Consider the following 18,362-nt stretch of genomic DNA (forward strand, 5'->3'; position numbering starts at 1 on the left):
CCCCGGCGTGCGGCGGGCTGGCGCCGTGGAAGCTCACGCCGCCCTCCGTGAGCGTGCCGGTCTTGTCCAGGCACACGGTGTCCACGCGGGCCAGGACCTCCACGGCGGGCTGCTCCTGGATGAGGACCTCGCGCCGGGCCAGCTTCAGGGCGGCCACGGCGAACGAGATGGTGGTCATGAGCGCCAGGCCCTGCGGGATCATGCTGGTCACGGCGGCCACGGACGCGATCAGCGCGGGCTCGAGCGTCTCCTCGCGCGGGGCGGAGAGCGCGCGTCCCCAGCCGCCGGCCGCGGTGACCTGGCCGTTCACGATCACGGCGATGATCGGCACCAGGGCGATCGTGAGCCAGCGGGCCACCTTCTCGAGGCCCTCGCGCAGCTCCGAGTGGATCGCCCGGTACTTCCTGGCCTCGGCGCCGAGGCGGGCGGCGTGCGAGTCGGGGCCCACGGCGGTCGCGCGGACCAGCCCGGTGCCCGCGACCACGGAGGAGCCGGAGAGCACGGCGTCGCCGGGGCGCTTGGGGACGGGGTCGTTCTCCCCGGTGAGGAGGGCCTCGTCGAGGTCCAGGCCCTCCGAGGCGAGCACCTCGGCGTCCACGGGCACCTGGTCGCCGCGGCGCAGCACCACGACGTCGTCGAGCACGATCTGGACGATCCGCACGGGGACGCGCTCCCCGTCGCGGACGACGAGGGCGTCGTCCTGGTTCAGCAGGGCGATCCGGTCCAGGGTGCGCTTGGCGGAGTACTCCTGCACCACGCCGATGACCACGTTGGCCACGGCCGCGAGGCTGAAGAGGAGGTCGAACCAGCGGCCCAGCAGGACCACCACGAGCGCGCACAGGCCGATGGCCAGGTTGAACAGCGTGAGCACGTGCACGCGCAGGATGGTGGCGAGGCTGCGGGAGGTGTCCCGCGGCTGCGCGTTCGTGAGACCGGCCGCCTCCCGCTCGGCCACCTCGGCGTGGGTCAGCCCACAGATCGGATCGGCCCGCAGGCGCACGCTCGCATCGGTCACCCCATGAAACTAGGGGGACGGGCCGGGGGGCACATCCGCCCCAGGGTGGATCTCGGCCCCTGCCCACCCCACCCTGAGTCCCCCGCGCCGCCGCCTCGCTCAGCCCCCCCACGCGACGAGCCCTGCGTCGTCGCTGCCATCCGGGGCGGATGACGGCGACGACGCAGGGCTCGTCACAGGGGTGGGGCGCCCGCTCAGCCGAAGTGCTTCGGCAGGGTGGCCTCCCAGGCCTCGCGCAGCTCGGCGATCGGCAGCTCGAACCCGCCCTGCACCTCGAGGGCGCCGGACTCCACGTCCACGACGCCGATCCGGGTCACGGTGTAGCCGCGCGCGGTGGTCATGTCATTGAAGCGGACCTCCTCGGTGCGCGGCACGGACACGACGGCGCGGCCCTGCGTCTCGGAGAACAGCGCGGTGAACAGGTCCACGCCGTCGCGGCGGAGGACCTCGTCCAGCACGATCCGCGCGCCGACGCCGAAGCGCAGCACCATGTCCGCCAGGGTCGCCGCGAGGCCGCCCTTGGAGACGTCGTGCGCGGCGTCGATCATGCCGTCGCGCGAGGCGTTGACCAGCAGCTCGCCGAGCAGGCGCTCCTGCTCGAGGTCCACCTTCGGGGGCGTGCCGCCCAGGTGGCCGCGCAGGTTCGCGAACTCGGAGCCGTCCAGCTCATCGCGGGTGACGCCGAGCAGGTAGACCGCCTGCCCGTCCGCGTCCCGGCCGAAGCCCGAGGGCGTGCGGCGCGCGACGTCGTCGAGCTGGCCCAGCACGCCCACGGTGGGGGTGGGATGGATGGCGACGCCGCCGGTCTGGTTGTAGAGCGAGACGTTGCCGCCGGTGACGGGCACGCCGAGCACCTGGCACGCATCGGCGAGGCCGCGGACGGCCTCGGCGAACTGCCACATCACCTCGGGGTCCTCGGGGGAGCCGAAGTTGAGGCAGTCGGTGACGGCGAGCGGCACGGCGCCCACGGTGGCCACGTTGCGGTAGGCCTCCGCGAGGGACAGCTGCGCGCCCGCATACGGGTCGAGGTACGCGTAGCGGTCGTTGCAGTCCGTGGCCAGGGCCACGCCCATGCCCGTCTCCTCGTCCACGCGGACCACGCCGGCGTCGTCGGGGGAGGCGAGCGCGGTGTTGCCGCGCACGTACCGGTCGTACTGCCGGGTGATCCAGGAGACGTCCGCCATGTTGGGGGAGGCCATCAGCTCGACGACGGCGGCCTTGAGCGCGTCGCCGTCCTGCGGCAGGTCCTGGCCGGCCGCGGAGGCACGGAACGTGTCCGCCTGGAGCGCATCCTGGAAGGAGGGGCGGTGGTACGGGCGCTCGTACACGGGGCCGTCATGGGCCACGGTGCGCGGGTCGACGTCGACGATGACCTCGCCGTCCCACGTGATGACGAGGCGGCCGTCGCCGGTGACCTCGCCGAGCCACGAGTACTCCACGTCCCACTTGGCCATGACGGCCTCGAACGCCGCGACGTTCTCCGGCGTCACGACGGCCATCATGCGCTCCTGCGACTCGGACATGAGGATCTCGCCCGGGGTCAGCGTGGAGTCGCGCAGCAGCACGTCGGTCAGCTCGACGCGCATGCCGCCTTCGCCGTTGGAGGCGAGCTCGGAGGTGGCGCAGGAGATGCCCGCGGCACCGAGGTCCTGGATGCCCTCCACGAGGGAGCCGTGGAACAGCTCGAGACAGCACTCGATGAGCACCTTCTCCACGAACGGATCGCCCACCTGGACGGAGGGGCGCTTGGCGGGCTTGCCGCCGTCGTCGAAGGACTCCGAGGCCAGCACGGACGCGCCGCCGATGCCGTCGCCGCCGGTGCGGGCGCCGAAGAGCACCACCTTGTTGCCGACGCCGGACGCGTTCGCCAGGCGCAGGTCCTCGTGCTTGAGCACGCCCACGGCGAGCGCGTTCACGAGCGGGTTGCCCTGGTAGGAGGCGTCGAAGGAGACCTCGCCGCCGATGTTCGGCAGGCCGAGGCAGTTGCCGTAGCCGCCGATGCCGGAGACGACGCCGTGCACCACGCGGGCGGTGTCCGGGTGGTCGATCGCGCCGAAGCGCAGCGGGTCCATGACGGCCACGGGGCGGGCGCCCATCGAGATGATGTCGCGCACGATGCCGCCGATGCCGGTGGCCGCGCCCTGGTAGGGCTCCACGAAGGAGGGGTGGTTGTGCGACTCCACCTTGAAGGTCACGGCCCAGCCGTCGCCGAGGTCGGTGACGCCGGCGTTCTCGCCGATCCCCACCATGAGGTTCTTCTTCATCTCCTCGGTGAGCTTGTCCCCGAACTGGCGCAGGTGCACCTTCGAGGACTTGTAGGAGCAGTGCTCCGACCACATCACGGAGTACATCGCGAGCTCCGCCGCGGTGGGGCGGCGGCCCAGGATCTCGCGGATCCGCGCGTACTCGTCCTCCTTGAGGCCGAGCTCCGCCCACGGCTGGGCGACGTCCGGGTTCGCCGCGGCGTGCTCCACGGTCTCGATGGTGAACTGCTGGCTCATGCGGCGCCTCCCCGGCTCGCGAGGGTGGTCAGGACGGAGGTGAAGAAGCCCAGGCCGTCGGTGCCGGCGCGCACGCCGTCCGCGGTGTCCGGGCCGAAGCCGGCCTCGACGGCGTGCTCCGGGTGCGGCATGAGGCCCACCACGTTGCCCGCCGGGTTGGCCACGCCCGCGATGTCGCGGCGCGAGCCGTTGGGGTTCCAGCCCTTGTAGCGGAACACCACGCGGCCCTCGGCCTCGAGGGCGTCGAGGGTGGCGTCGTCGGCCACATACTGGCCGTCCTGGTTCTTCAGGGGCACGGTGATGGTCTGGCCCGGCGCGAAGTCGCGGGTCCACGCGGTGTCCGTGGACTCGACCGTGAGCTCCTGGTCGCGGCAGATGAAGTGCAGGTGGTCGTTCTTGATCATCGAGCCCGGCAGCAGGTGGGACTCCGTGAGGATCTGGAAGCCGTTGCAGATGCCGAGCACCGGGAGCGCATCCGCGCCGCCCTGCGGGCCGCCGGCCGCCTCCGCGATGGCGTCCATCATGGGGGCGAAGCGGGAGATCGCGCCGGCGCGCAGGTAGTCGCCGTAGGAGAAGCCGCCGGGGACGACGACGGCGTCCAGGCCGGACAGCGCGGCCTGCGGGTCCGCGTCGGCGTGCCACAGGGCCACGGCCTCCGCGCCGGCGAGGCGGATCGCGCGGGCGGCGTCGACGTCGTCGAGGGTGCCCGGGAAGGTGACGACGCCGATGCGGGCGCCGGACAGGGGAGTGGCGGGCGTCGAGTAGTCGCCGATGAGGGGGAGGTCCGCGGCCATCAGGCGTGGGCCTCGTCGTCGGTCTCCGCCTCGTCGACGAGCTCGACGTTCACGACGTCCTCGATCACCGGGTTGGAGAGCATCTCCTCGGCGGCCTTGCGGGCGGCGGTCAGGATCTCGTCCGTGACCTCGCCGTCCACGGTGAGCTCGAAGCGCTTGCCCTGGCGGACCTGGCTGAACTGGGTGAACCCGAGGCGGGGCAGGGCCCCGTTGATGGCCTTGCCCTGCGGGTCGAGGATCTCGGGCTTGGGCATGACGTCGACGACGATGATGGGCATCCAACGCTCCTGGTGTCTGAGGGGGCCGTGCGGGTGGCGCTCCGGGGCGGCCAGAGGAGAGCGGTGGTGCCGTCTCACGCCGGGGCCGCCGGACGCTCCGCGAGCTTGCCCGGCCAGTCTACCGAGGGGGCGCGCGGCCCAGTCCGGGGCCGTCCTGCCTGCTCCCCGCTCCGTCTCCGCCCCGCCCCGCCCGCCCCGACCTCCGGCTGTGCTCAGGACCGCGTCCTCATGACGAGGTCCTGAGCACAGCCGGAGGTCCTGAGTCGGAGCACGCACCGACCCGCCGGCCCCGACCCCTCACCCGCGACGCCGGGGCACGCCGTGGCGCGCCAGCTCGGCCTCCAGTCGGGCGGGGGAACGCAGGTCCTCCCACGTCCAGCGGGCGAGACCGGACAGCAGCCGGCGCAGGCGGACCTCCCGCTCCTTCTCCGCCCGGATCGCCCGGCGTCGGTCCGCCTCGGAGGCGTGCAGCCCGACGTCGTACTTGGTGATCCCGTCGAACTCGCCGCCCACACGGAGCTGCGGCCACCAGAAGTCCACCCGGTCCTCGTGCGCGGCGCCCGGGGTGCGGACGCGGTGCTGCAGCACGGGAGGGGCGAACCCCAGCTCATGGACGAGGACGCGGCTCAGCGACTCCCCGGGCGACTCGGACGCGCCGTCGGCGAATGCGCAGGCCCGGGAGAACCGCTCGCGGGCCGCCCGGGAGGCGGGGAGCTCGGCGTGGGCGGCGGCCCATGCGGCGCACTCCCGGGGCCGGTCGCGCAGCAGACGGTCCAGCGGGGCCACGCTCTCCCGCAGGGGCAGGCCGGCCGCCAGCTGCAGGTGCACGGTGGAGAGCGACTCCGCCCGGGCCGTGCCGAGGAGGACTCCGCCCGCCGTCCGCAGCAGGATCTCCACGGGCTCGTGGCCGGGCGCGGAGACCGGGTTCCACACGGGGGAGAGGGTCGGCAGCGGAGGGAGCGGGGCGGCGCCGGGGGCGAGAGCCTGGCGGACGAGGGTCGACCGACCGTGGTGGTGCGGCGTCGTGGCGCGCACGTGCAGCGTCCGGGGCGTCTCGATCAGGGGCAGCCCGTGGAGGTGGGCGGCGGTCGCGCCAGTGAACACCGCGTCCGGGCGGGCGAGCACCACCGCCGACGCCGCCAGGGTGAACCGGTCCCAGGGTGCGGCCCCGAGCCAGTCGGCCACGGGGCAGTAGACGCCGCGCACGAGGCGCAGCAGCTTCCCGGCATCCCAGGCCCGCGCCACCCGGCGGCGCGTGGTCGCGTCCGTGCGGGCGGTCACTCGCAGCAACGGGCCGCGGCCGGTGCGGAGACCGGGGTCCTCGGGCAGGGGTGCGGGGTCCATGCGCTCAGGATCGGCCGCGCGGGAGAGGCTGGGCGCGGGGAGGGCGGCCGCCTGGGGAGGGCGAGGGTTCTGTGGAGGCCTGTGCAGGAGCGGCGGGGCCGCGCGTCGGCGACTAGCCTGGGCGCATGATCCTGGCCCGCATCCCCCGCCGTCGCGACGACCGCGCCGCCGCCCCTCGTCCCGTCCGCCTGGCCGCGGGCCGACGCGCCGCCGTCGCCCCCGACTCCGGGCGTGTCCGTCCCGTCAGCCCGCTGGGCCCGGCCATGGTGCTGGCCCTCGGCGGCGTCGCGCTGTCCGCCGTCCGCCGCATGCGCGCCCGCGCCGGGCGACGACGCGCGGCCGGCACCGATCGCGCCTGAGCCGGTGACAGCCGACCAGCCGGGAGCCGAGCCCTGCCCGTGCGGCCGGGGCCTGCCGTACCCCGACTGCTGCGGCCGCTGGCACGCGCGCCACGCCGCGGACGAGACCCTCGCCGCGCCCACGGCCGAGGACCTCATGCGCTCGCGGTACACGGCGTTCGCCCTCCTGGTCGCCACGGATCACGACGACGCCGCCCGCACCGCGGCCGCGATGGTCGCCTACCTGCGCGCCACCTGGGCGGCCGAGACGCGTCCCGCCGCGGCGGACCTGACCCCGGGGCCGGGGGGGGACGCCCACCGCGTTCACCCGCCTGGCGGTGACGGACACGACCGGCGGCGGCCCCTTCGACACGGTCGGGACCGTGACGTTCACGGCGCTCGGCCGGGACGCCTCCGGGGCGCGCGTGCGCCTGACCGAGCACAGCCGGTTCCGCCGCGAGGACGGCATCTGGCGCTACGTGGACGGGGACGTCGCCGGCTGAGCCGGCCGCGCGGCGCCGTCGGGGCCGGAGGGAGGGGTCAGAAGGCGGAGAGGAACGCGGCGGCCACGCTGAGGATCAGACCCGCGTTGCACAGCAGTGCCACGATCGTGACCACCGGCCGGGTGTGGCGCGGGGAGTCGTCCGGGGCGAGGTCGGCGTCGCGCAGCTCGGGGGGAAGGCCGGTCATGGTGCCCCTGGGGTGGGGCCGGTCGGGGGTCGCGCCAGTCTACGGGCGTTCAGTCTGCGTCTGGGGTGAACAGGTCCTCGATGCGCCGGCCGAACACGGCGGCCAGGCGGAAGGCGAGGGGGAGGGAGGGGTCGTATCGGCCCTTCTCGAGGGAGATGACCGTCTGGCGCGAGACGCCGAGCTCGTCGGCGAGGCGCTGCTGCGACCACCCGAGGCGTGCGCGCTCGGCCGGCAGGGAGTTCTCCACGGCTCAGCTCCGCCGCTTCAGCAGGAGGTACCGGACGGCGGCGGAGAGCGCCATGGCGAGGATCAACGCCGCGCCGACGGTACCCACCTCCGGGTCCCACCCGGCGAGGCTCACCGCGAAGGTGCCCAGGCCGACCACCACCAGGAGGTCGTGGAACGCGCCGGACGTGGCCTTCTCGTACCAGCGGCCCTCGACGGTGTCCTCGGTGTTCCGGACGGCGCCGCGCACGGTGTCCCGGTCCACGAGGAGGACCCAGCCGACGGCGGCGGCCATGGGCAGGACGATCACGGCGAGGACGAGGCCGATCAGCGGGGCGCGTCGGGGGTCGACGTCGGGGGCGAGGGCGGCCAGACCATAGGCGATGACGCCGAGCAGTCCTGCCATGAGGGCGCCCAGCACCAGGGAGACCGCGAGGAGCCGGCCCGTGCCACCGCCCAGCCGGACGGACCGGCCCCAGAACGATCGCGTGTCCCGGCGGGGGTCGGTGGTGGCGCGGGGCGCCTCGGCGGTGGGGGCGGTGACGTCGTCGGTGCCGTGGTCGGAGGTCATGGCCTGCTCCTTCGCGCGGTGCCGGGGCCCGTCCCCGGCGGTGTGAAGCAAGCTTGACAGTCAAGGACGCTGGACGTCAAGGGAGCTTGACCCTTTCGCCCCCCTGCTTGAACATCGGTTGAGTTCTCGGGGGTGCCGGGCGGGAACACGCCCGAGAACTCAACCGGCGTTGGTGGGGGCGGGGGTCGGCGGCACGAGGGCCAGCCACAGCGGCTCGAGCGCGAACCCGAGCGCCTCGTTCATCCGCAGGGACGCCGCGTTCACCTCGGCGCCGCCCGTGCCCCAGATCCGCCCGCCCCGGGCGTGCGTGGCCAGCACCGACGCCGCCTTCACCGCCTTCCCCAGGCCCCGCCCCTCGTGCCCCTGCCGCACCGCCGTCCGGTCGACGTCCCACCGGACGTCCCCGTCCGCTCCGTGCGTGCGGAACAGCAGGGTGACACCGATCAGCTCCGCGCCCGCGAACGCCCCGACGGCGACCCCGTCCTCGCCGTCCAGCCGCGCCTCGAGATCGCCGGACAGGGGCGTGTGGAACGAGCCGTCGGTGCGCGGGAAGCGGGGGGCGGCCTCGGCGTCGAGTGCGCGCAGGGCGAGCGAGTCCGCAGCCTCCAGCACCCGCACCTCCACCCCCTGCGCCTCCGCCGCGGCCACCAGGTCTCGGTACGGGGCGAGGTCGGCGTCGTCGGCCAGGTGCAGGCGTGCGCCCCAGGACCGCGAGCGCACCGTCCACCCGGCGTCCTGCAGTGCGGCGGCCTCGGCGGTGTCCTGCCGGAGGACGCGGGCCTCAGCGCCGGGCATGGCGACGGGCGTCATCAGCGGCACGGGGATGTGGTGCCGGGCCTGCGTGCCCGGGTAGACGTGTGGAAAGCGCTCGGAGGCGGGGTCGGCCGGGTCGTCGGGCTCGCGGCGCACCGCGAAGCCGGACCCGGCGAGCGCCTCCTCGTCCAGGGCGACGAGGAACGCGTCCGGCCGGTCCGCGTAGAACGCCGCAGCCACCGCGGCTGCCTGTCGGGCGTCCTCGGAGGCGTGCAGGAAGCCGACCTCGAAGAAGGTGGCGCCCCGCGTGGACGCCGTGTAGCGGCCCGTGCGGCGGGCCCCGGCCCAGTCCTCGGGCAGGGTGATGTGCAGGATCATGGCGTCACCGTATCGGCCCGACCGTCCCTGTCCCCGCTGACCTGGAATGTTCCGTCCCGGCGGGGCGTTGGGCCCCGGAGACGACATGCCGCCGACCCGCGACGGCTGCGTCCCCAGAGAGGTCGGATCCCCATGAAGATCGACGTGTGGTCGGATGTCATCTGCCCGTTCTGCTACATCGGCAAGCGCCGCCTCGAGCTCGCCCTCGAGCAGACCGGCGTGGACGCCGAGATCGTGTGGCACAGCTTCGAGCTCAACCCGCAGGCGCCGGCGTCGTACGGCATGACGCTGCCCGAGGTCATGAGCACGGCCTACGGCGCGAGCAGGCCCCAGGCGCTCGCGGTCCTCTCCCACGAGGAGGAGCAGGCCCGGAGCGTGGGCCTGGACTTCCAGTGGCGCACCGCGAAGCCGGGGAACACGTTCACCGCCCACCGCGTGCTGCAGCTCGCCGCGTCCCGCGGGCTCGGCGCCGAGGCGGAGGAGCGCTTCTTCCGCGGCTACTTCTCCGAGGGGGAGGAGATCGGCTCGGCCGACGTCGTCCGGAGGCTCGCCCTGGACGTCGGCCTCGAGGCGGCCGAGGTGGACGAGGTCCTCGCGGGCGACCGCTATGCGCGCGAGGTGCGCGCGGACGAGCAGCGTGCCGCGGACCTCGGGGTGCGCGGCGTCCCGTTCTTCGTGGTGAACGACTCCGCCACGGTCTCCGGGGCCCAGAGCGTGGAGCACTTCGCGGCAGTCCTGCGCGACGAGGCCGCCCGGGTCCAGGCCCCGCCGTCCGACGGCGGCGCCGTCTGCCACGACGGGGTGTGCGAGTTCCCCTCGGCCTGAGGAGGCGCCGCCACCGCGGGTCCGCGGACCCTCAGCCCCGGGGCCGGCCGGCGGGCGTGAGGGGGAATCGAGGCGCCCCTCCCGGGCCTCCGGCGCGCCCTCAGAACGAGCTGAAGATCCCCGCCGCCACACTCATCACGAGGCCGATGATGCACAGCCACGTCACGATCAGCACGATCGGGCGCGGGCGGCGGGGCGCGTCGTCGTCGTCGAAGCGCACGCCGCGCAGTTCCGGGGGCAGCTCACTCATGCCGCTCATCCTCCCAGGCCACGGCGCGTCTGCGGCACCCCGATGCCTGCTGACGCCTCCAGGCCTTCCGACCCACCGTGCCCCTCCAGCGCCTCCAGCGCCTCCAGCAGCCGCCTCCGCAGCGCCTGCCCCCGCTCCGCGAACCCGCGCTGCGCCCGCGCGTACTCGGCCCGGCCCTCGGGCGTCTCGATCCGCACGGGCGGGTAGTCGCCGCCGGCCAGGTCGGTCACGCCGGTGAGGTCGTACGGCGAGGCCCGCATGTCCAGGGCCCGGATGTCCCACGCGAGGTCGAAGCAGTCCGCCACGATCTCCGAGCTCACCCACGGCACGAGCTTGTACGCCCACTTGTAGAGGTCCATGCCCGCGTGCAGGCATCCCGGCTGCTCCATGTCCCGCATGCCCTCCCGCGTGGGGAGCGCACCGTCGTCGCCCTCGTTGAGCCCTCGCGCCTCGGGCGCGAAGAAGCGGAAGGCGTCGAAGTGCGTGCACCGGATCCTCTGGGACTCGACCACCGCGTCCGTCCCCGCCGCGCCCAGGCGCAGAGGCAGCTGGGAGTGGCGCACGCCGTGCACGTCCGCGCGGTACGCCATGGCCCACTCGTGCAGTCCGAAGCACCCCAGCCGGGGCGCTCGAGCGGAGGTCCGGGCGAGAAGGTCGCGCGTGAAGGCGACGCCGGTCGCCCGGTCGCGCGCGAAGGCCGTCTCGTCCACGGTCCAGCCCGCGGCCGGCGACGGCGGCCCGCCCGGCGTGAGGGCCTCTCCCGCGCGCACGCGGCGCACGTGCTTCCACGTCCCTCGGGCCGGGGCGCCGGACTCCTCGGCCTCAGCGGCGGCGTTCGACCCGGCGTCGTCGTCGGCGAGGAGCATGCCCGCCCCGGGATGCCAGCGCGCCAGCGCCGCGGGGGAGTGGGCGTAGTAGCCGAACAGGAAGTCCTGCACGGGATGCTTCTCGCCGCGCATGTGCAGCGCCACCAGCGGCGCGGTCCGCGCGGAGATCCGCTCCCGGTGCGCGCGGGCGCGCCCCCGCCACTCCTCGGCGGGGAGCACGACGACGGCGGGGCGCGCGTCCCCGGACGGCGCGGCGACAGGAGTGGGCGGGTCGGTCTGGATCTGGAGCATGGCGCATCCATTCTCCCGCGCCGCGCCTCCCTCCCGGTCCCGACGACGTCCACGCGGCCGCCGGCCGGACCGTGCCCCGCGCCCGGCAGGCCCTCTGTGTCGCTCCTGGGGGGGTGACGATCGTCTGGCCAAACCGGACGCTGTGAGCTACATTGCATCCATCCGACTGTGGTGCGAGTCACACAGGCCCTCCGGCCTCGACCGCCCCCGCTCCCACCGCCTCAGCGACGAAGCGGCACCCGGACCTGTCCTTGATGAGAAAGGCGGAGGCCATGCCCCGTTCCCACACCCCTGCCCGGCGTCGTCTCGCCGCCGCCGTCCTCGGCGCCAGCCTGCTCGGCGCTCCCGCGCTCGCCGCTCCGGCCTCGGCTGTCCAGCCGCCTTCCGGCGCCGCCGCCTCCAGCCCCCAGGGCAAGCTCAGCGTGGACCAGCAGTTCGAGGACGGCCGCTACTTCGTGATCCTCGCGGATCAGCCCTCGGTGACCGCCGAGGAGGCCGGAGCCCCGGCCCCGGGCGCCGCGCCCAAGGAGAAGTTCGATCCGTCGCACCCCCGCGTGAAGAACTACGAGGCCAAGCTCAAGCGCCAGCAGGAGAAGGTCGCGAAGGACCACGGCGTCGCACCGGCCATGACCTTCCAGCGCGCCGTGAACGCGTTCGTCGCCGAGCTCACCGCGGAGGAGGCGCTCCAGCTGAGCAAGGACCGCAGCGTCCTCGCTGTGACTCCGGACGAGCAGGTCGCCCCCGACTACACCTCCACCGAGTTCCTCGGCCTTCCCGGCAGCAACGGCACCTGGAAGACCACGTACGGCTCCGAGAAGAACGCCGGCAAGGGCGTCGTGGTCGGCGTCATCGACTCCGGCATCCACCCGGACAACCCGTTCATCGACGGCGAGCCGGTCGGCCCGCTCAAGGGCAAGCCGAAGGTGGGCGAGCCGTACCGCACCGCGGACGGCCAGATCGCCATGCTCAAGGCGGACGGCACCACCGCCGTCGCCGAGTGTGAGACCGGCCCCGACTTCCCGGCCTCCTCGTGCGACAGCAAGCTGCTGGGCGCCTACGCCTTCTCCGAGGACTTCGAGCGCTTCGTCCCGATCGACGAGCGCGACCCCAACGAGCGCATCTCCCCTCTCGGTGTCGCCTCCCACGGCACCCACGTGGCCACCACGATCCTGGGCAACACCGGCGTGGCGCAGGACATCAACGGCGACTCGTTCGGCGAGGGCGCCGGCGTGGCCCCCGCCGCGAAGCTGATCTCCTACAAGATCTGCTGGGAGGACACCGATCCGGACACCGGCGGCTGCTACACCTCCGCCTCCGTGGCCGCCGTCGAGCAGGCCATCGAGAACAACGTGGACGTGCTCAACTACTCGATCTCCGGCAACAACACGTCCGTCGTGGACCCGGTGGCCATGGCCTTCCGCTCCGCCGCCGAGGCCGGCATCTTCGTCTCCGCCTCCGGCGGCAACTCCGGCCCCACCGCCAACACCGTGAACCACTCCTCCCCGTGGGTCACCACCGTGGCCGCGGAGACCTTCTCCAACGAGCTCACCGGCACCGTGGAGTTCTCGGACGGCACCAAGGTCCGCGGCGCCTCCTCGTCCCGCACCGGCGTCGGCCCGGCGGAGGTCGTGCACGCGTCCCAGGTGGCCGCCGCCGGCGCCACCGCCGACCAGGCCCGCCTGTGCCTGCCCGGCTCCCTGGACCCGGCCAAGACCGCCGGCAAGATCGTGCTCTGCGAGCGCGGCCAGAACGCCCGCGTCGAGAAGTCCCAGGTGGTCGCCGAGGCCGGCGGCGTCGGCATGATCCTCGTGAACGTCACGCCCAGCTCCCTGGACGCGGACATCCACTCGGTCCCCACCGTGCACACGAACGACGCCTCGATCATCGAGAAGGTCAAGGCCGGCGGCCTCACCGCCACGCTCGTGCCGCAGGACACCACGGGCCTGCCCGAGGACCCGCTGCCCCAGATCGCCGGATTCTCCTCGCGCGGCCCGTCCAACGCCGTGAACCAGGAGTTCCTCAAGCCCGACGTCGCCGCCCCCGGCGTGAACGTGATCGCCGGCGTCTCCCCCCTGGACCCGTCCTACGAGGGCAACGAGTTCGGGCTCATGTCCGGCACGTCCATGGCGGCCCCGAACCTCGCCGGCATGGCGTCCCTGCTGATCGGCAAGCACCCGGAGTGGTCGCCCATGGCGGTCAAGTCGGCGCTCATGACCACCGCCGGCGACGTGTTCACCGCGGACGGCTCCGTCAACGAGGACAACTTCGCCACCGGTGCCGGCTCCGCGGACCCGAAGGCCGCCGACCGCCCGGGTCTGGTCTACGAGTCCGACGCCACCCAGTGGGACGCCCTGATCATGGGTGACATCGCCGGGCGCGAGGTCAACATCCCCTCCGTGGCCATCCCCGATGTGGTGGGCTCCACCTCCGTGACGCGCACCGTGACCGCCCTCGAGAACGGCCGCTGGCAGTTCTCCGGCTCGGTGCCCGGCTTCGAGGTGACCGCCTCGCCGTCGTCCCTGGACCTCAAGAAGGGCCAGTCCGCCGAGGTCACCCTGACCTTCACCCGCACGGACGCCCCGACGAACGAGTGGACCCACGGCTCCTTCACCTGGAGCACCGCCAAGGGCAAGGCCGTCCCGGAGGTCACCTCCCCGGTCACCCTCAAGGCCCTGGCGGCCACCGCGACGTCGTCGGTCACCGGCTCCGGCGCCTCCGGCTCCGCCACGGTGGAGATCAGCCCCGGCATGACCGGTGAGCTGACCCCGCAGATCCTGGGCCTCGGCAAGGTGGACGCCACCCCCGTGACCAAGACCCCGGGCGAGTCCATCTCCGTCGACGAGAACACCTCCACCGCGGTGAAGTCCGTGACCGTGGGCGAGGGTGCCAAGTCCTTCGTGGCCAGCATCAACGCCGGCGCCTCGGACGCCGACTGGGATCTCGCCGTGGTCACCCCCGAGGGCAAGGTCGTGCAGATGGCGACCGAGTCGACGAGCGAGACCATCACCCTCGACAACCCGGTGGCCGGTGAGTACCTCGTGATCGCCAACCTCTACGCCACCGCCGACGGCGGCGCGGACGACGCATCCCTGGACACGCTCGAGCTGCGCGAGGACGCGGGCAACCTCACCGTGACCCCGAACCCCGTGCCCGTCACCACCGGTGAGCTCACCGAGGCTGAGCTGTCCTGGTCCGGCCTCACCGACGGCACGTGGCGCGGACAGGTCATCTGGGCCGACGGCGCTGCGACCGACGTGACCGTCACGGTCCCGTGACCGGAGCCTGACCCCCATCGTCCTCGTTGACGAGACGGGCGCTCACGACGCCGCCCCCGCACCTTCTCCGTGACGGTGCGGGGGCGGCGTCGTCCATGTGCGCGAGGGAGGGCGACGGCGGCGCGTGCGCCGCTCAGTCCTCCTGGTCCAGGCGCGGGGAGAGCAGCGCTGCGAAGCCGGGCCATCCGGCGTCGGGCTCGAGCAGGGCGCCCGGGCCCCCGGGGTCGGCGTCCGGGCTCAGCGCCCGGTGCCCCCGTAGACGGTGGCCTGCTCGTCGGCGTCCAGGTCGAACGCGGTGTGGATGGCGCGCACGGCGTCGTCGAGCTTGTCCTCCGCGGTGACCACGGAGATGCGGATCTCCGAGGTGGAGATCATGTCCACGTTCACGCCGGCGTCCGAGAGGGCCTTGAAGAAGGTGGCCGAGACGCCCGGATTGGAGCGCATGCCCGCGCCCACGAGAGAGAGCTTGCCGATCTCCTTGTCCGACTCGATGTCCTCGAAGCCGATGCGCTCCTGCGCTGCGCGCAGGGCGGCCAGGGCGTCCTTGCCCTCCACGATCGGGAGGGTGAAGGAGATGTCCGTGCGGCCGGAGCCCGCGCGCGAGACGTTCTGCACGATCATGTCGATGTTCACGTTGGACTCGGCGATCACGCGGAAGATCTCGGCGGCCTTGCCGGGGACGTCCGGGACGCCGACGATCGTGACCTTGCCCTCGGAGCGGTCGTGCGCCACGCCGGCGACGATGGGCTGTTCCATGGGAGCGCCTTCCTGCAGGGTGATGGTGTCGTTCGGGTCGGGCATGATCCACGTGCCCTCGTGGTCGGAGAAGGAGGAGCGCACGTGGATCGACACGCCGAAGCGGCGCGCGTACTCGACGGAGCGCAGGTGGAGCACCTTGGCGCCGGAGGCGGCCAGCTCGAGGGTCTCCTCGGAGGAGAGCTCGCCGATCTTGCGGGCGGTGGGCACGACGCGCGGGTCGGCCGAGTACACGCCGTCCACGTCCGTGTAGATCTCGCACACGTCCGCCTTGAGCGCCGCGGCGAGGGCGACGGCGGTGGTGTCCGAGCCGCCGCGGCCCATCGTGGTGATGTCCTGGGACTCGGGGCTCATGCCCTGGAAGCCGGCCACGATGGCGACGGCGCCGTCGTCGAGAGCGCCCTGCACGCGGTGCGGGCTGACCTTCACGATCCGGGCGCGGCCGTACGACGTGTCCGTCATCATGCCGGCCTGCGATCCCGTGAAGGAGCGGGCCTGCACGCCCTCGGCATGGATGGCCATGGCCAGCAGGGACATGGAGATGCGCTCGCCCGCGGAGAGGAGGATGTCCATCTCGCGGGCGGGGGCGGCGTCGGTGAGCTCGGCGGCGAGGTCGAGCAGCTCGTCCGTCGTGTCGCCCATGGCCGAGACGACCACGCACACACGGTGGCCCGCGGCGACGGTGGCGGTGACGCGGCGGGCGACGCGCTGGATGCCGGCGGCGTCGGCCACCGAGGAGCCGCCGAACTTCTGCACGATCAGGCTCATGGAGCTCCCTTCGGGCGGGGTCGAGACGAGGTGTCCCCACGGACCGCTCCAGTGTAGGGGCGCACCGCCTCCGGTCCCGCAGTATGATCCGGGACGTCCGCATCGTGAGCTGCCGGGGCTGCGGGGACCGTGGGGTCGGTCCGGGCCACCCGGAACCGCCCGGAACCGCCCGAACCACCCGTGAGGATGACCCCGCGCCGCGCGGGATCATCCTCTGGGCGGACGACGTCGTCGCCCCGCCCCGGTCAGCATGGAGGCATGACCCTCTCCTCGGTGCTCGACGTCTCCCCACCTCCGCCCGCCGCGGGCAGCGGGATCGTGGCCCACGGCCTGGCCCGCTCCTTCGGTCCCGTCCACGCCGTGCGGGACGTCTCCCTCACCGCGCCCGCCGGGACCGTGACCGCCCTCGTGGGGCCCAACGGCTCCGGCAAGACCACGCTCATGCTCCTGCTCGCCACGCTCCTGCGTCCCGACGCCGGCTCCGTCGCCGTGGCCGGCGTGGACGCGACGGCCGACCCGCAGGAGGCCCGCCGGCATCTGGGCTGGATGCCGGACACCCTCGGCGTGTGGGAGTCGCTGACCTGCCACGACATCCTCACGAGCCTGGGACGGCTCTACGGGATGGGCCGCGTCGCCGCCGCCGCAAGGGCGGACGAGCAGCTGGAGTGGGTGGAGCTCACCGAGTTCGCCCGCCGCCCCGCGCGCGTCCTCTCCCGCGGCCAGCAGCAGCGCCTCTCCCTGGCCCGCGCCACCGTGCACCGCCCCGCCGTGCTCCTGCTGGACGAGCCGGCCAACGGGCTCGATCCCACCTCCCGCATCCGCCTGCGGGACGACCTGCGCGCCATGGCCGCCGCGGGGACCGCCGTGCTCGTGTCCTCCCACGTGCTCGCCGAGCTCGAGGAGATGTCCGACCGCGCGGTGTTCGTGCGCGAGGGCGCCACCGTCTCCACGCAGGACTTCGCCGCGGCCGGCGCGCAGACCCGTCCCTACCGGATCGCAGGGCCGGACCCCGCGCGTCGGGACGAGCTGGTCCACGCCCTGGCCGCGCACGGTCTGGTCCCCGGCGCCGATGCCGGGAACCGCCGGGGCGGCGTCGTGGTGCAGGTGCGCGGCGAGCAGGCCGCCGCCGAGCTGCTCGCGGACCTCGTGCGCGACGGCGTGCCCGTGAGCCACTTCGCTCCGGAGGGCTCCCGCCTGGAGAACGCCTACCTGGACCTCGACCTGGACCACCGCCGTCACACCGAAGGAGAACGCCCGTGAGCCACGTCCTCGCCCCCTCGAGCGCGACGCCGGACGCGCCGACTCCCGGCATCGTCCCCCCGCGCCTGGGCGCGGGGGCGGCGGTGCGCACCGTCGTCGGGATGGAGCTGCGCCAGCGGCTGCGATCCCGCGGCTGGTTCGCGCTGCTCGGCGTGTTCTTCCTCGTGGTCGGCGCCGTGACGCTCGGCGCTCTCGGCCTGCACGCCTCCACCCTCGGCGAGATGCAGGGGGTGTCCGACGCTCAGCGTGAGACCTCCCTGCGCATGGCCGGCCAGTGGCTGTTCGACGGCGTCCTGATGTTCGTCCTGACCCTCTCGCTGCTGGTGTCCCCGGCGCTCGCGGCCAACGCGATCTCCGGCGACCGGGCGGGCGGGACGCTGGCCATCACGCAGGTGACCCTGCTGAAGACGTGGCACCTCATGGCGGGCAAGTGGCTCGCGGCATGGGTGGCCTCGGCGGCCTTCCTCGTGGCGGCCCTGCCGTGGCTCGTGGTGGCCGCGCTGGTGGGACGGGTCTCTCCGCTGTTCGTCCTCGTGGGCCTCGCGATGATCCTGGTGGAGTTCGCCGTGATCACGGGGATCGGCGTGGCGGTCTCGGCCATCACGGGGCGCACCCTGTTCGCCGTCGTCGTCACCTATCTGCTCGTGGCGCTGCTGACGCTGGGCACCCTGATCAGCTTCCTGCTCTCCCTCTCCGTCATCAACATCACCGTGCAGGCCAGCCAGCCCCGGTACGGCTACGAGACGGCCACGATGGACGAGGCCACCACGCCGGAGGAGATGGACGCGCAGGCGGCCGAGGACCCGGCAGCCTGGGACCTCGTCGCCGACCAGTGCGGGGGCCCTGTGACGGACCAGGTGGTCCCGGACCCGCGTCGGACGGGGTGGATGCTCGCGCCGAACCCGTTCGTGGTGCTCGCGGACGCCACGCCGTGGTCGCCGGTGCCCCAGTCGGAGCCGTACATGGGCCAGATCGGCGCGCTGAACCTCATCTCGGGCGGGGTGCGGTGGACCCAGAGGGACCCGCTGCAGTCCGTGGAGTGCCTCAACGGGGAGCTGCGCGGGATCGACCAGGCGGGTGAGCCGAACCGCGAGGGCACATGGCCCGTGTGGCCGCTCGGCCTCGCCATGCAGGGCGCGCTCACGGCGGGCCTGCTGTGGTGGGGACACCGCCGCCTCGACACGCCGGCCGGGAAGCTGGCCGCGGGCACGCGCGTGGCCTGA

Annotated in this window: 17 protein-coding genes and 1 pseudogene; 6 read left to right on the plus strand and 12 right to left on the minus strand. The window is 73.7% G+C overall.

The window, feature by feature from the left end; all coding sequences use genetic code 11:
* Positions 1-73: 73 nt before the first annotated feature.
* The 5 genes and pseudogenes from KZX60_RS11985 to KZX60_RS06165 all read right to left on the minus strand — a co-directional run.
* Positions 74-1,015, minus strand: a pseudogene (locus tag KZX60_RS11985) (cation-translocating P-type ATPase); the annotation flags it as partial.
* Between the two features lie 194 nt (positions 1,016-1,209).
* The gene (purL, locus tag KZX60_RS06150; protein WP_248116494.1) at positions 1,210-3,516 is read right to left on the minus strand and encodes a phosphoribosylformylglycinamidine synthase subunit PurL; all 2,307 of its coding nucleotides are present in this window, start codon (positions 3,514-3,516) and stop codon (positions 1,210-1,212) included.
* The gene (purQ, locus tag KZX60_RS06155; protein ID WP_248116496.1) at positions 3,513-4,310 is read right to left on the minus strand and encodes a phosphoribosylformylglycinamidine synthase subunit PurQ; all 798 of its coding nucleotides are present in this window, start codon (positions 4,308-4,310) and stop codon (positions 3,513-3,515) included. Before purQ ends, purL begins: the two co-directional genes overlap by 4 nt.
* The gene (purS, locus tag KZX60_RS06160; RefSeq protein ID WP_248116498.1) at positions 4,310-4,588 is read right to left on the minus strand and encodes a phosphoribosylformylglycinamidine synthase subunit PurS; all 279 of its coding nucleotides are present in this window, start codon (positions 4,586-4,588) and stop codon (positions 4,310-4,312) included. Before purS ends, purQ begins: the two co-directional genes overlap by 1 nt.
* Positions 4,589-4,885: 297 nt before the next feature.
* Positions 4,886-5,932 (minus strand): hypothetical protein, encoded by a 1,047-nt coding sequence (locus KZX60_RS06165; protein WP_248116500.1) that lies wholly within the window; start codon positions 5,930-5,932, stop codon positions 4,886-4,888.
* A gap of 125 nt (positions 5,933-6,057) precedes the next feature.
* Between KZX60_RS06165 and KZX60_RS06170 the strand changes: the two genes are divergently transcribed.
* Positions 6,058-6,291, plus strand: coding sequence for a hypothetical protein (locus KZX60_RS06170; protein WP_248116502.1), 234 nt, complete (start codon positions 6,058-6,060; stop codon positions 6,289-6,291).
* 317 nt (positions 6,292-6,608) lie between these two features.
* Positions 6,609-6,773 carry a YchJ family metal-binding protein gene (locus KZX60_RS06175; RefSeq protein WP_248116504.1) on the plus strand — a complete coding sequence of 55 codons (165 nt, stop codon included), beginning with the start codon at positions 6,609-6,611 and terminating at the stop codon, positions 6,771-6,773.
* Between the two features lie 37 nt (positions 6,774-6,810).
* On the opposite strand, the gene KZX60_RS06180 is transcribed toward KZX60_RS06175, so the two are convergent.
* The 4 genes from KZX60_RS06180 to KZX60_RS06195 form a co-directional block, all read right to left on the minus strand.
* Positions 6,811-6,960: a hypothetical protein gene (locus KZX60_RS06180; protein WP_248116506.1), complete on the minus strand. Its 150-nt coding sequence runs from the start codon at positions 6,958-6,960 to the stop codon at positions 6,811-6,813.
* Between the two features lie 49 nt (positions 6,961-7,009).
* Entirely contained in the window at positions 7,010-7,207 is a 198-nt protein-coding gene (locus tag KZX60_RS06185; RefSeq protein WP_248116508.1) for a helix-turn-helix transcriptional regulator, read from the minus strand.
* Between the two features lie 3 nt (positions 7,208-7,210).
* Positions 7,211-7,756, minus strand: coding sequence for a hypothetical protein (locus KZX60_RS06190; RefSeq protein ID WP_248116510.1), 546 nt, complete (start codon positions 7,754-7,756; stop codon positions 7,211-7,213).
* Between the two features lie 159 nt (positions 7,757-7,915).
* Positions 7,916-8,887 carry a DUF952 domain-containing protein gene (locus KZX60_RS06195; protein ID WP_248116512.1) on the minus strand — a complete coding sequence of 324 codons (972 nt, stop codon included), beginning with the start codon at positions 8,885-8,887 and terminating at the stop codon, positions 7,916-7,918.
* A gap of 132 nt (positions 8,888-9,019) precedes the next feature.
* Here KZX60_RS06195 and KZX60_RS06200 point away from each other — a divergent pair, with 132 nt between their 5' ends.
* Positions 9,020-9,712 carry a DsbA family oxidoreductase gene (locus KZX60_RS06200; protein ID WP_248116514.1) on the plus strand — a complete coding sequence of 231 codons (693 nt, stop codon included), beginning with the start codon at positions 9,020-9,022 and terminating at the stop codon, positions 9,710-9,712.
* Between the two features lie 100 nt (positions 9,713-9,812).
* Here the strand turns inward: KZX60_RS06200 and KZX60_RS06205 are convergent, their stop codons facing one another.
* Both KZX60_RS06205 and KZX60_RS06210 read right to left on the minus strand, forming a co-directional pair.
* Entirely contained in the window at positions 9,813-9,962 is a 150-nt protein-coding gene (locus KZX60_RS06205; RefSeq protein WP_248116516.1) for a hypothetical protein, read from the minus strand.
* Between the two features lie 5 nt (positions 9,963-9,967).
* Positions 9,968-11,080, minus strand: a complete 1,113-nt coding sequence (locus tag KZX60_RS06210) for a 3-methyladenine DNA glycosylase (RefSeq protein WP_248116518.1) — start codon at positions 11,078-11,080, stop codon at positions 9,968-9,970.
* Positions 11,081-11,352: 272 nt separating this feature from the next.
* On the opposite strand from KZX60_RS06210, the gene KZX60_RS06215 reads away from it, so the two are divergent.
* A complete protein-coding gene (locus KZX60_RS06215) occupies positions 11,353-14,355 on the plus strand; it encodes a S8 family serine peptidase (RefSeq protein WP_248116520.1) in 3,003 nt (1,000 codons plus the stop codon).
* A 237-nt stretch (positions 14,356-14,592) separates the two neighbouring features.
* Here the strand turns inward: KZX60_RS06215 and KZX60_RS06220 are convergent, their stop codons facing one another.
* On the minus strand, positions 14,593-15,879 hold the full coding sequence (locus KZX60_RS06220) for an aspartate kinase (protein WP_248116522.1): 1,287 nt from the start codon (positions 15,877-15,879) through the stop codon (positions 14,593-14,595).
* Between the two features lie 258 nt (positions 15,880-16,137).
* Between KZX60_RS06220 and KZX60_RS06225 the strand changes: the two genes are divergently transcribed.
* Together KZX60_RS06225 and KZX60_RS06230 are read left to right on the plus strand one after the other, a co-directional pair.
* Complete coding sequence (locus KZX60_RS06225) at positions 16,138-17,139, plus strand: ABC transporter ATP-binding protein (RefSeq protein ID WP_248116525.1); 1,002 nt, start codon at positions 16,138-16,140, stop codon at positions 17,137-17,139.
* Complete coding sequence (locus KZX60_RS06230) at positions 17,136-18,362, plus strand: ABC transporter permease (RefSeq protein WP_248116527.1); 1,227 nt, start codon at positions 17,136-17,138, stop codon at positions 18,360-18,362. Before KZX60_RS06225 ends, KZX60_RS06230 begins: the two co-directional genes overlap by 4 nt.

The organism is Micrococcus sp. EYE_212 (assembly GCF_023147585.1).
Taxonomy (GTDB): Bacteria; Actinomycetota; Actinomycetes; order Actinomycetales; family Micrococcaceae; genus Micrococcus.

Bases quoted from the DNA above. Each gene is read 5' to 3' on its own strand.
- KZX60_RS06170 (WP_248116502.1), top strand. From the start codon at position 6,058: ATGATCCTGGCCCGCATCCCCCGCCGTCGCGACGACCGCGCCGCCGCC.
- KZX60_RS06215 (WP_248116520.1), top strand. From the start codon at position 11,353: ATGCCCCGTTCCCACACCCCTGCCCGGCGTCGTCTCGCCGCCGCCGTC.
- KZX60_RS06220 (WP_248116522.1), bottom strand. From the start codon at position 15,879: ATGAGCCTGATCGTGCAGAAGTTCGGCGGCTCCTCGGTGGCCGACGCC.
- purQ (WP_248116496.1), bottom strand. From the start codon at position 4,310: ATGGCCGCGGACCTCCCCCTCATCGGCGACTACTCGACGCCCGCCACT.
- KZX60_RS06195 (WP_248116512.1), bottom strand. From the start codon at position 8,887: ATGATCCTGCACATCACCCTGCCCGAGGACTGGGCCGGGGCCCGCCGC.
- KZX60_RS06225 (WP_248116525.1), top strand. From the start codon at position 16,138: ATGACCCTCTCCTCGGTGCTCGACGTCTCCCCACCTCCGCCCGCCGCG.
- KZX60_RS06210 (WP_248116518.1), bottom strand. From the start codon at position 11,080: ATGCTCCAGATCCAGACCGACCCGCCCACTCCTGTCGCCGCGCCGTCC.
- KZX60_RS06165 (WP_248116500.1), bottom strand. From the start codon at position 5,932: ATGGACCCCGCACCCCTGCCCGAGGACCCCGGTCTCCGCACCGGCCGC.
- KZX60_RS06180 (WP_248116506.1), bottom strand. From the start codon at position 6,960: ATGACCGGCCTTCCCCCCGAGCTGCGCGACGCCGACCTCGCCCCGGAC.
- KZX60_RS06190 (WP_248116510.1), bottom strand. From the start codon at position 7,756: ATGACCTCCGACCACGGCACCGACGACGTCACCGCCCCCACCGCCGAG.
- KZX60_RS06205 (WP_248116516.1), bottom strand. From the start codon at position 9,962: ATGAGTGAGCTGCCCCCGGAACTGCGCGGCGTGCGCTTCGACGACGAC.
- KZX60_RS06200 (WP_248116514.1), top strand. From the start codon at position 9,020: ATGAAGATCGACGTGTGGTCGGATGTCATCTGCCCGTTCTGCTACATC.
- purL (WP_248116494.1), bottom strand. From the start codon at position 3,516: ATGAGCCAGCAGTTCACCATCGAGACCGTGGAGCACGCCGCGGCGAAC.
- purS (WP_248116498.1), bottom strand. From the start codon at position 4,588: ATGCCCATCATCGTCGTCGACGTCATGCCCAAGCCCGAGATCCTCGAC.